The following is a 10028-nucleotide window of genomic DNA, read 5'->3' on the forward strand; positions in this document are numbered from 1 at the left end:
TTTGCTAATCCGGGTTTATGCCTGTTTTAACTTATCCATTACGACTACTTCTATATTTTATTGCAAAATAACCTGCTGTTCCTATGACCACTCCCCCTAATGCAAATAAAGAAAATTTGGTCAGTAGGCTCCATGATTCCTGGCCTTTTAAAGCAGCCTTAGAATACTCATTAAATTTCATTTTTTGACTTTTTTCACTGCAATCGCGTAAAGAGTCACTAAACTCACTTTTAGGCTTTTTACTCTTAAGATAAGTAACGATGTTATTATTTTTAGCATATTCATCATAAGCTGAGGTGGCTGGTAAACCTGTCTTCTTAACACACAGTTTAAGCCCAATGTGTTTGTCTTTATAAGTGATACATAACCCTGTTGGGCTTGGTTTTGGATGATTTTGAATGACACTAAAAAAACTTAACCGATTCTGGAGGCTAGCGACGGTTACTGCATTTTTAAAGAAATTCTCTCCTGCCTGCGATAAACTTGAAGACAACATCACGCTATGTTGAGTCAGCAAGAAAGAAAATTGATGGGCATAAGAAGCACTAAAGCAGCTGCCTAAGACAACTACACCATAAACACGTACGTTTTTTGCTTCTAAAGCGAGGCAAATTTCCTCTACATCTTTTGCTTTTAATGCTGACAACATTCCCTGTCCATCCCATGCCTGTTTAGGCCAACCATGCCCCCCGCCTATGTACAATACTCTCAATTGCTGATGAGGCTTAATTGCTCGCTCCGCGCAAATTTTTACATAATCACTTTCTGCTTTACCACAAGCATCAGCATTTAACGCATTCGAGTAAATAATTAAGGTGATTCCCTGTTTTTTAATTTTATCTTGAAGATAAGCACGTATCTCTCTAGTTTCCTTTGCAGCGAGAAGGCTTTTGGGCTTATCCAAAGTCGTTCTTAATAACTCGGCCATAGCATGTAAAGGATTAGGATGAACAAAACAGTCTGATTTGATTCGGTTCCATTCACTCGTGGTTAAGCTTGCTTGATTGAGATGTGTCTTTAGCTCAGCCAACTTTAATCCAGCAAGATAAGGTTGCCTGGCATCTTGAACCGTCAGTTGATTAACTTTTTTTTGAAATCGCTGACCATCCGTTGCTACTGTTACAAGATACCATGATGTCTGGACCTCATCATAGACAAAGCGAATCTCATTTCTAACCGCAGGAATATCTTCCACCTTTTTGCTGGTATTAGTGGGCTTGACAATAAATTTATCAAAGGTAAAACATACGCCCTCTCGCTCATAATATACCTGCGCCATTCTAAGTAATTTAGCGGCTCCTGGAGATGCCTTGGCAATCTCGGCAGTGAAATTCATTCCCTTATTAATTTCAGCCAAATTTAAAATATTTAATAGATCAGAATTTTCAAGTGTTGCTGTGTTTAGAAAAAATATAGATTTACCCATGACGAACCATTTTGATTTAAAAAATCGCAATGGTAACAAGGGAAAATTAAGTAAACATTATGAACACATTGGATTGTTATTGGTATTCACAGAATAAGCCTGGATAGTTTAATTTTATTCTTCAAAGCCCTAATCGTAGCCGGGCCGTCGACAGCTATCGAGCCGATACGGGAGGATTTTTATATTGTAACCAAAGCAGGATAAAACCAAGGATTGGCATGAAAATATCGGTCCCCAAAATAATACCAGCATTGCCGGGTGCATAATTAGTGGCTACGATCATTTGGTAAATATGACCACCTGCTGCCCCCCATAAAAACATGGCAGGTGCAATCACTGTCGCCGCACGAAAACCGAGCTTGCTCCAAAAACTAATGATACCAATAACAGCAAAGCCGAGGCTGGCAAACCCCACCTCCAGTTGAAAGGGGCTTTGCGCCCAACCAATAAATTGGGCTGCCATATCACCTAAAAAAACATGCATGACAAAATTATATAAATAGCTAATGCCGACGTTAAACAACAGAAAATAAGAAAAAAGAACGTCAATAACGTCTGCCCTCTTTAACTCGGATTTTAATGTAAGTGCAAGCGCAGCAAACAGGACACTTAGAATAAATAGTGTCAGGGTAAAATTACTCAATGCAAAGATTATGAATTGTTCCACACAATATCCTTATAGAGACTTTTCATCGGCGCAAATAAATTATTAGAGATATAACCTGGATTCCGGACACTAGTCAAACAAGGCCTTTAAGGTGCCCTATTAATTTTTAAAAATAAAATAGGCAGCTCCTACCATACATAGGCTTGCATACAGAAAATTAACTCCCACCGGTTTATTCATATAGAAATAGGCAAAAACTACAAAGACGCTCATTGTAATAATTTCTTGTAATATTTTCAGTTGCCCTAAATTGAATTCTTTATAGCCCAAGCGATTCGCAGGTACTTGCAAGGTATACTCAAAAAATGCGATAGCCCAGCTTACTAAAATAGCCAGATATAAGGGTTTATCATTAAGATTTTTTAAATGACCATACCAGGCAAATGTCATAAAGATATTGGAACCAATCAGTAAAAAGATAGTCTTCATTCGATTTCCTTGGTATTTAGACCATTACAGTCGATAGATATAGCGTACATTATTCTTCTATGCTAAGTTGAAAGATATGGCAAAGGAAAATCATATCATGAATAAATTGATCGTCAGCTTACTGTTATTACTATCATTCACTTCTGTTCAAGCCGAAGATATTCCTGAAGTACAGATCCAGCAACAACAATTCGATCAGAATCTTTGTGTACAACAAAGCGTAGAGCGATGCACTGGAGTCAGGTGCCCGGACTCAAAGGATGATAACTGTATACAAATCTGCACCGAGATGGCTAAAAATGAGTGTCGCTACGCTGGAGAATAACTCACCCGCTAATCAGGACAAATAGCTACCCACTCATAAGTATTCTTGTTGGCATTAAAGACTTTTGATGTAGGGCAGGCTGTATTCCCCATTGGTGGTGCTTCAGGGTTCTGCGAAGGGCATATCCCAGGACAAGGCTGGTCAAGAAAGATTGTACTGGCACAGAGCCTTCTATCCGACAAGTCGCAAGTACATCTACAAGCAGTGACAGCTTCTGCTTGAAAAGAAAATAAAAAGAGAATCAATAGAGCGAAGGTTTTCATCTGACTAATCCTTTTTCCATGTTTTCTCTGTTGAACTTGGTCAGCTCTTCCTTGTTCGTTTCATAAATTATAGACTTATTGTATTGTTTTTGCACAAAAGATAACTGGGCGTTAATCCCCTTCATTGTAAAAAAGAATTAGTAGGGATTCAGCCTGCAGAATTTATAGTTTCCACTCTATAAAAAGCGATACATCGTCCCTTTAATTAACCTTCGCTCCCCAGCCTAAGGTGAAAGCAATTGTTGACTCCAACCACTTGTATTTTTCACATAGTTTATCATTTCAGAAAAGGATTCTGAGCCTAAGGTATAAAAATACATCGTGTCAGGGAATACACGAAATCCGCTATAAAATTCACTCATGGGGAGCGATGGGACATCGTGATATTGTTGTTTAAGTACTGCAAGTTTTTTGTCTAACTCAACAAGGGAATCGATAGCCTTACCTGAGGTAGACGCATAGGTAGAAAAACGTAATTGGCGTTCGCGTGGGAGAGCTCGCCAATAAATTTCGTTTTCTTGTAAAGAAAGCGGCTTGGCAATTCCTTCCAGGATAATCTGTCGTTGCTGCATTGCAAACCAGAACGTTATTGAAACCTGCGGCTTCTCGATTAACTCGATAAATTTTCTTGTTCCTCGCGGTGTGAAAAATAAAACGCTCTCGCTCTCACTCTCAATCGATTTAATTGCTACCACACGACTATGCGGAATACCGGCTGAAGTTACCGTCGATAAAACAGCTCTGTCAGGACATACTGAGCCGGCTTTAGCTTCCTGTGCTAACCAATCAGCCATAAGATTAAAAGGCATTTACTCTCCTGGTGACATCAATGCCGAGAGTATAACGGACAGGAGGGAAAACCAGAATAAAACCTTTTACAAAAGAGGCCGTTATTTAGACTTCGAACGACACAGGAATCGCTTGATTTCAAAATAAATGACTCGCAATAAATCAAACAGAGCAAATTCCCAAATTCCACTCCACAAATTAGGACGCCCCCCTAACTCCAATAATCGTTCATTACATTGACTGCAAAAGTAAATTTGAATAGGCGAGTTACTCAACTGCTTCACTATTTCTATTTTTGGAGTCACAGGAATACCACATTTCTTACAAGAAAATTTCATAGTCGTCTCATCAGCCATTTGGCTTAAATTTAGAAAATGCCTCATTCAGTTTCGCATAAAGATCCTGTAATGGATTTGCCTTCTCGATAAGATGGTGAACTTTCTCAAGTTCAAACAGAACAGGATATCCTTTTTCATATAAGACAGACCAATATTTAAAACTTTTTTGCAAATTTTGAAAATTTGTTATCTCTTCTGACAGTTTTTTTGCCAGTACATAACTTGCTATATCATCCCCTTTATTAGCTCGAATTTCTATGCGTGCAAGATAGTCTTGAGGTGATTCATGCTTATCAGGCTTATATTCTGCCGCATTAGCTTCTTTTTCTAAACTGGTAATAGCCTTATTAAAAAAGGTAAGCATTCCCGCATGTTGCTTATAAAATTTTGAAGTGAATTTTTTTAATTCCCATTGTTTAGGATCTAATTCAGTATCAGCATAGGCCTTCGAATCAACGGAAATAGTTATTTCAAGACCCTGTGTTTTGATACTGTTTTCTAATTCCCCCTTCCATGTTTCCAAGCCTGAAATTTGTATTTTTTTAAGTTGAGGCATCAATTGAAGTAATTGAGCAACCTCTCCTTCCTTCAGATAAGCCAAACCAAGATCAAGACTGGTAATTTTTGCCAGATCAGGGTAATGACTTAACACTAAAAGAGGGTTCCCATGTAAAGATAAATTAAGATGACCCTCGTTTACTTTGGGAATATGAAGTTCTTCTTTTGCCAGTACATAAACTAAATTTCCCTCTTCTAATTGGCTAGGTTGATATTGAGCATGCCACCCAATTTTTTTGGCAATCTTACGGGTAATTAGTATCTCATTCTCTCCACCTAAAACCATAATATCAGCTACACGATAGGCTTGTTGAAAAACATTCAATGCTTCCAGGGTATTATTGAGCACTAGACGTGTAAGCGAACCACTAGCAGTTACAGCAACTAAAAAATTCTTCGAATTTTGCTGCTCTGCTTCTCTAATTATCTTTTCTAAAAAGCGAGCTTCAGCAAGAAGAAATTGATAGCCAGAAAATTTTTTTTGCGCTGTCTCTATGCTCTTATCATTGGGATCGATACCTATCGCAATAATATTTTTAGGAATTGATTGCACCATTTTTGCAGTTAACGCCAGGCAGTCTCCCAATCCCGTTCCAACATCCACCAACATAACCTCCATATTGGATTTTTCCTGCATGAAAGCTGCCACAGCCTTAGCAATAGACTGTCGGATAACTTCATAATCTTTATGTGTTTTTTCATCGTAGATTTGCAAATTATCAAACTCTGAAATGGTTAATGCAGGTACTCTTGGACGTAAAAAAGCAGACTCAGGATAAACCTTTGCCCGTATCAATAATGGCTTTAATTTTTCTAAGACTTCGGGTGCAAGCTTGAATAAAGCAACCACATTATCTTTTCCTGTAATTTGTATTACAGTACCAAGCGGTTTGGATGAGGATTGATGCCTGTCAGGGATAGTAAAAAGATCAATTTTCTTAACTTTTGGATGGGTTGATGATCGTATAGAAGAGACGGTAATCCCAGTGTTATCATCGACTAATTGGTGTAGGAAGGGCTCGTCCTTATTAATGGGCTGAAGGGCCTCAATAATGACGTTGATAAGCTCGTCGACCTCTTTCATAGTCAACCTGGAATTGAGAGTTTTCTTAATTATAAGACATCTCATTAAACGCGCTTGGAAGATTGCCTGCCAACACCAGCCAATCCTTTATTAAGCAACCAAAATCCCTCATAACCCTTTAAGGTTATTTGAATTGAAAGCAAGTCAGATCGTCTTCTTCGAGTTTACCTAAAGCAATGGCAGGTTTTAATTCTACGCGCTTATTATCAATCTTGATTATTGTACCTATTTCCGTTTGCTGGGGATCTCTTTCCAGCTTAACAAAAAGAACTCCCTCTTGCCTGACAAGAACTGGTTTTTTGGCTCCATCTGCGATAATGAGTTGTACATTGATGGAAAGGCCATTTGCTTTAACAAAATCAACTAATTCACCGTGAACAGAATCAAAACAAATCTCAATACCAATCTTAAGGCCAAAATAATTTTTAACCAGTGTATCGAGTTGACCCGATTTAAAATAAACTCGACGCAAATCCATCAGATTTAAAAAACCCTCATTGGTATAATCAAAGTCATAGTTTGTATGGGGGTTTCTCTTTTTGTATTTTTGCAGATCCCCGCGATAGAAAAAATAAGCCGTGTTGCGATAATAGTTTTCTTGATCAGCCCCTTTCTTGTACCAACACATTGTTCCTGGAACAATTAACATATCAGTATCCACAGAAAGCGCTTGTAATCGCTTTTTGAATTTATTCTTTTGCTCTTGGGTACAATATCTTTTATAACAAAATTCAGAAAGATTTTTAAATAAGTATTCAGGTGCCACAAAAATGGCTCTGGGGGGGTGTTCTGCTTGCTTGACGCCACTTCCACTTAGTGTGTTTTTGAAAGCCTCCAATTTACTTTTAGCCCAAAATGACGTGGATTGTTTGCTCGTGTTCCCCTCTTCCTTCTTAGCCAAATATCTTTTAGCAAGAAGAATTCGCTCCTCCAATAGCCTTAAACGCTCGTCAAAAGGGTAAGAATAAAAACTTTCTTCTGGTTGAAAAGCAAAAACCTGGAATGAATCAATCAGTTGATTCTGTTCAGGTAACACGACTCTCTTTTTTGAAGGCATACAAACCCGTAAAAAGCTATCCGATATTTAATCCCTTATATGGCTTATTTTTTCATAGCCTTGATAACATTCAACACATGCTCATCTAGCGAGCCACTATCAGCGCTTAAGGAAAAAGCAGCGGCTTCTTCATAGAGATGATCTCGCTCCTGGCGAAGCTTGTTCAAAAAGGCTTTGTAATCAGGATTCGACAAAAGCGGACGATGATGGGAAATTCTTTCAAGTTGCACGGAAATACTTACTTTCAGATAAACAGTAAACTCGGCAGCCAGTAATTCTCGATTTTTCTTACTACAAACAATACTATCATCGGTGGTTACAACAATATATTCCTGATGTTGTTGATAGGTCAGAATATCTGTCAGACAATGATGAAACGTTTCTTCTCCTGTGCTACCAAGAATATCAGCCAGATTACGGCCAACAGAGGGTGCTAATCCAAAATCCGCATCGATAAATCGCCAACCCAGTTTATCAGCCAGAGCCTGCGCCAAAACACCTTTTCCGGCACCTGCATGGCCGATAATAAAAATGCGCTTGGGTAGATTCATCTTAGGCTCTCCTGATAATTTATTTATTTTGCATTAACGCTTTTTCTTATTCAACAATAGCAAAGGCAATCTTCATACTGTCTTCATAAGGCATGGAGAAATTTTTATGAATGAGTTGCTGACAAACTCTACTCATGAGCTTATGGGGTAAGAGTGGATGCATAAAACCACTGACGAACCAACCACCATGGATAAAAAAATCAAAGACATCTTTTTCTGTTTTAAGAGAAATTTGAATCTCTTTTTCCTCCAGTGTTTTAAGCTTGAACCCGCTGTCTTCGATCATGTTCTGCAAATGGTTTAAATTTTGTGGAACATACACTTTCTTTAGTGTTTTCTTTATATGATAAGCAACCAATTTGTTAAAAGGATTAGGTGATTCCTCGAGTACAGGCAATAAAGATCGAGCAACTGGAAACGACTCCATCGTATTAGTCACAATTGAAATTAATCCACCCGCAGCAATTAATTTCTTACACTCAGCAAGAATAAAAGGAAGAGGAACATAGGCAGACACAAAATGGGCGAGAATAAAATCAAAATCCCGTTTTTTAATAATAGCGGATGCCTTGCTAATATCTCCATGATAAGTCGTGCATTTGAGGATCTCTTGTGCCCTTTCCAACATTTTTTCAGAGATGTCCAGACCATGTAAATTTGCGTGAGGGTAATGCTCTACGTAAGGGAGTATATCAGTACCATCTCCCATGCCCAGCGCCAGGATTGAGCTGAATGAACGATTTTGTGTAAGAGCCAAATCGACAGCTCTATGTTTCGCTTCATCAAGAACTTTACCACTGATGTCTTGATTATAGGTCTTGGCTACTTTGTTATATAAGCGCTCTATTTGCATTTTTAAATCCAATATGAAGAAATTTGATCAAATCATATCGCTTTATTTACAATTTACAAGAACCCAATTTTGATGTTATTCCAATCAATGTCACAGTAAATAGTAAGCAGATTGAGTTATAAACCGAATCTGCTTACTATGAAGTCCAGGATTTAAATTATCTCCAGCAACGCAATTGACCAGCAGCATTGTACCAACAGTCTGGGCGTCCAGGAGCGGGAGTTGCATTGGGACCAGGACTATTGGGTACACATCGACCAAAAGCGGTCATATGATAACCAAACCCACATCCATTAGCCGCACTAGCACTTGATGTATATAATAATCCCAAAGATAAGATGGTTCCGATTACTACTGCACCTACTAACCTTAAAAAGGGTATAGAATGCGCACTCATAACATCCTCCTTGTTTTTCATTGGTATTTATTCATACACCATTAAGTATAGAGTTTGATTTTAATTTTGCATAAAAATTAAGCAAATACATTGAAAATACTCTCCTCTTTAACTAAAAGTTAACCGTAATTTCGCAGGCCTCTACGTGCCGCTCAAGAATAGGTTTCGCGGACTGCTAAGGAAGAAAAACATAAGCTGCCGCTCGAAAGCAGCAGGCAGAATAAAGGTATCGGACAAAAATCTTTATTGCGTAACTCTCATAGCCAGGTATGTATCGTTTGGTAATAACCTTGGAGCGGTCAGATCTGCAATGAGGTGGTTGATGAGGTCGAGCACACCCAAAGTCAGGGAAGCGCTAAGGCAGGTCAGGCCAAGGGGAACGACTGCTAACCCCAATATAGCCGCCCCGGCACAGCCTGAAGCAAAGGCAAGCCCTGCTCTAAGGGCTACAAGCGTTGGTGTGGTGTGTAAAAGAAAAGATGAACCGTCCGGATCAGCAACTAACTTATTATAAACAAGGATGGCGGGAATAATCATGAGAGCTGCTCCAAGGGCACAAGCGCCCGCTACCGCTCCCAGGCTACCTATAGCAGGGATGCTGCTACCTGCTGCAGAGGCCAGTAAAAGGCTGCCCAAAACCCCATTCTTAGCACCATTAAGTGCGCCATTAACCATCTCACCGACTAATTTACAAGAAGAAGTCGCTCTTCTAATCAGGTAACTCATCAGGTCGAGCACACCCAAAGTAAAGGAAGCGGTAAAACAGGCTGTCGCCACGCGAAGAGAGCCTACCCCTATAAGAACAAGCATGTCAGCGGAAAGAAGGGCATATTCTGCTCGAAAGATGAGCTGCCTTATCAGGACACTCATTTCAAACAGGAAGGCAGGGTTTTCTGGCTCCAGACCTAACCTTTTGTAGGCGATCATGACGGGAATAATCGTGACAGCTACCCCAAGGGCGGAGACCCCAGCTACCATTCCCAGTGTGCCAATAGCCGGGATACTGCTTCCGGCCGCACAGGCTAGTAAAAGGCTGCCGAGAACACCATTTCTCGCACCAGCAAGTCCACCGATAGCCACGTCGCCAGCCAATTGTAGAGGCGGCCTATTTGAAAAAAAAGAAGACATTTGAGTTCGACCTCACTCAGAGTGGGTAAATTTGTTGCAATGGTAACAAATTAATCATTAATTGTATATTGCAGAGCTATGATCTTTGATCCTCTCCCCAAAATCGATCCAGCATTAATTAGAAAAACGGGCACCTAACACCTTCTGTTTGAACTGATTTGGA

13 protein-coding genes are annotated in these 10028 nt (G+C 39.4%); 2 read left to right on the plus strand and 11 right to left on the minus strand.

Going from position 1 to position 10028, the window contains the following annotated elements:
* Positions 1–31: 31 nt before the first annotated feature.
* The 3 genes from ACN4Z1_RS13945 to ACN4Z1_RS13955 all read right to left on the minus strand — a co-directional run bounded on the left by ACN4Z1_RS13945 (position 32) and on the right by ACN4Z1_RS13955 (position 2522).
* The gene (locus ACN4Z1_RS13945; RefSeq protein ID WP_228364266.1) at positions 32–1426 is read right to left on the minus strand and encodes a hypothetical protein; all 1395 of its coding nucleotides are present in this window, start codon (positions 1424–1426) and stop codon (positions 32–34) included.
* Between the two features lie 154 nt (positions 1427–1580).
* Positions 1581–2093 carry a DUF6790 family protein gene (locus ACN4Z1_RS13950; RefSeq protein ID WP_228364267.1) on the minus strand — a complete coding sequence of 171 codons (513 nt, stop codon included), beginning with the start codon at positions 2091–2093 and terminating at the stop codon, positions 1581–1583.
* 99 nt (positions 2094–2192) lie between these two features.
* Positions 2193–2522, minus strand: coding sequence for a DMT family protein (locus tag ACN4Z1_RS13955; protein ID WP_228364268.1), 330 nt, complete (start codon positions 2520–2522; stop codon positions 2193–2195).
* A 97-nt stretch (positions 2523–2619) separates the two neighbouring features.
* On the opposite strand from ACN4Z1_RS13955, the gene ACN4Z1_RS13960 reads away from it, so the two are divergent.
* Both ACN4Z1_RS13960 and ACN4Z1_RS13965 read left to right on the plus strand, forming a co-directional pair.
* Positions 2620–2847 (plus strand): hypothetical protein, encoded by a 228-nt coding sequence (locus ACN4Z1_RS13960; RefSeq protein ID WP_228364269.1) that lies wholly within the window; start codon positions 2620–2622, stop codon positions 2845–2847.
* A 48-nt stretch (positions 2848–2895) separates the two neighbouring features.
* Positions 2896–3069, plus strand: coding sequence for a hypothetical protein (locus ACN4Z1_RS13965; protein ID WP_228364270.1), 174 nt, complete (start codon positions 2896–2898; stop codon positions 3067–3069).
* A gap of 265 nt (positions 3070–3334) precedes the next feature.
* Here ACN4Z1_RS13965 and ACN4Z1_RS13970 read toward each other — a convergent pair whose 3' ends face one another.
* The 8 genes from ACN4Z1_RS13970 to ACN4Z1_RS14005 all read right to left on the minus strand — a co-directional run bounded on the left by ACN4Z1_RS13970 (position 3335) and on the right by ACN4Z1_RS14005 (position 9865).
* A complete protein-coding gene (locus tag ACN4Z1_RS13970; RefSeq protein WP_228364271.1) occupies positions 3335–3919 on the minus strand; it encodes a pyridoxamine 5'-phosphate oxidase family protein in 585 nt (194 codons plus the stop codon).
* Between the two features lie 81 nt (positions 3920–4000).
* A complete protein-coding gene (locus tag ACN4Z1_RS13975; protein ID WP_228364272.1) occupies positions 4001–4237 on the minus strand; it encodes a DUF2197 domain-containing protein in 237 nt (78 codons plus the stop codon).
* 10 nt (positions 4238–4247) lie between these two features.
* Entirely contained in the window at positions 4248–5879 is a 1632-nt protein-coding gene (locus ACN4Z1_RS13980; RefSeq protein ID WP_228364273.1) for a hypothetical protein, read from the minus strand.
* A 124-nt stretch (positions 5880–6003) separates the two neighbouring features.
* Complete coding sequence (locus ACN4Z1_RS13985; RefSeq protein WP_228364274.1) at positions 6004–6936, minus strand: hypothetical protein; 933 nt, start codon at positions 6934–6936, stop codon at positions 6004–6006.
* Between the two features lie 44 nt (positions 6937–6980).
* Positions 6981–7487 carry a shikimate kinase gene (locus tag ACN4Z1_RS13990; RefSeq protein ID WP_228364275.1) on the minus strand — a complete coding sequence of 169 codons (507 nt, stop codon included), beginning with the start codon at positions 7485–7487 and terminating at the stop codon, positions 6981–6983.
* 46 nt (positions 7488–7533) lie between these two features.
* Positions 7534–8340, minus strand: coding sequence for a class I SAM-dependent DNA methyltransferase (locus tag ACN4Z1_RS13995; protein ID WP_228364276.1), 807 nt, complete (start codon positions 8338–8340; stop codon positions 7534–7536).
* A 157-nt stretch (positions 8341–8497) separates the two neighbouring features.
* Complete coding sequence (locus tag ACN4Z1_RS14000; protein WP_228364277.1) at positions 8498–8737, minus strand: GCG_CRPN prefix-to-repeats domain-containing protein; 240 nt, start codon at positions 8735–8737, stop codon at positions 8498–8500.
* Between the two features lie 243 nt (positions 8738–8980).
* On the minus strand, positions 8981–9865 hold the full coding sequence (locus ACN4Z1_RS14005; protein WP_228364278.1) for a hypothetical protein: 885 nt from the start codon (positions 9863–9865) through the stop codon (positions 8981–8983).
* Positions 9866–10028: the final 163 nt, after the last annotated feature.

It is taken from the genome of Legionella sp. ST3F1 (assembly GCF_048553315.1).
In the GTDB taxonomy this organism is placed as follows: domain Bacteria; phylum Pseudomonadota; class Gammaproteobacteria; order Legionellales; family Legionellaceae; genus Tatlockia; species Tatlockia donaldsonii.

What these genes read in the sequence shown, in the direction of transcription:
- ACN4Z1_RS13975 (WP_228364272.1), bottom strand. Translation starts at nt 4,237, where the DNA reads ATGAAATTTTCTTGTAAGAAATGTGGTATTCCTGTGACTCCAAAAATA.
- ACN4Z1_RS13960 (WP_228364269.1), top strand. Translation starts at nt 2,620, where the DNA reads ATGAATAAATTGATCGTCAGCTTACTGTTATTACTATCATTCACTTCT.
- ACN4Z1_RS14005 (WP_228364278.1), bottom strand. Translation starts at nt 9,865, where the DNA reads ATGTCTTCTTTTTTTTCAAATAGGCCGCCTCTACAATTGGCTGGCGAC.
- ACN4Z1_RS13995 (WP_228364276.1), bottom strand. Translation starts at nt 8,340, where the DNA reads ATGCAAATAGAGCGCTTATATAACAAAGTAGCCAAGACCTATAATCAA.
- ACN4Z1_RS13980 (WP_228364273.1), bottom strand. Translation starts at nt 5,879, where the DNA reads ATGAAAGAGGTCGACGAGCTTATCAACGTCATTATTGAGGCCCTTCAG.
- ACN4Z1_RS14000 (WP_228364277.1), bottom strand. Translation starts at nt 8,737, where the DNA reads ATGAGTGCGCATTCTATACCCTTTTTAAGGTTAGTAGGTGCAGTAGTA.
- ACN4Z1_RS13970 (WP_228364271.1), bottom strand. Translation starts at nt 3,919, where the DNA reads ATGCCTTTTAATCTTATGGCTGATTGGTTAGCACAGGAAGCTAAAGCC.
- ACN4Z1_RS13955 (WP_228364268.1), bottom strand. Translation starts at nt 2,522, where the DNA reads ATGAAGACTATCTTTTTACTGATTGGTTCCAATATCTTTATGACATTT.
- ACN4Z1_RS13945 (WP_228364266.1), bottom strand. Translation starts at nt 1,426, where the DNA reads ATGGGTAAATCTATATTTTTTCTAAACACAGCAACACTTGAAAATTCT.
- ACN4Z1_RS13990 (WP_228364275.1), bottom strand. Translation starts at nt 7,487, where the DNA reads ATGAATCTACCCAAGCGCATTTTTATTATCGGCCATGCAGGTGCCGGA.
- ACN4Z1_RS13985 (WP_228364274.1), bottom strand. Translation starts at nt 6,936, where the DNA reads ATGCCTTCAAAAAAGAGAGTCGTGTTACCTGAACAGAATCAACTGATT.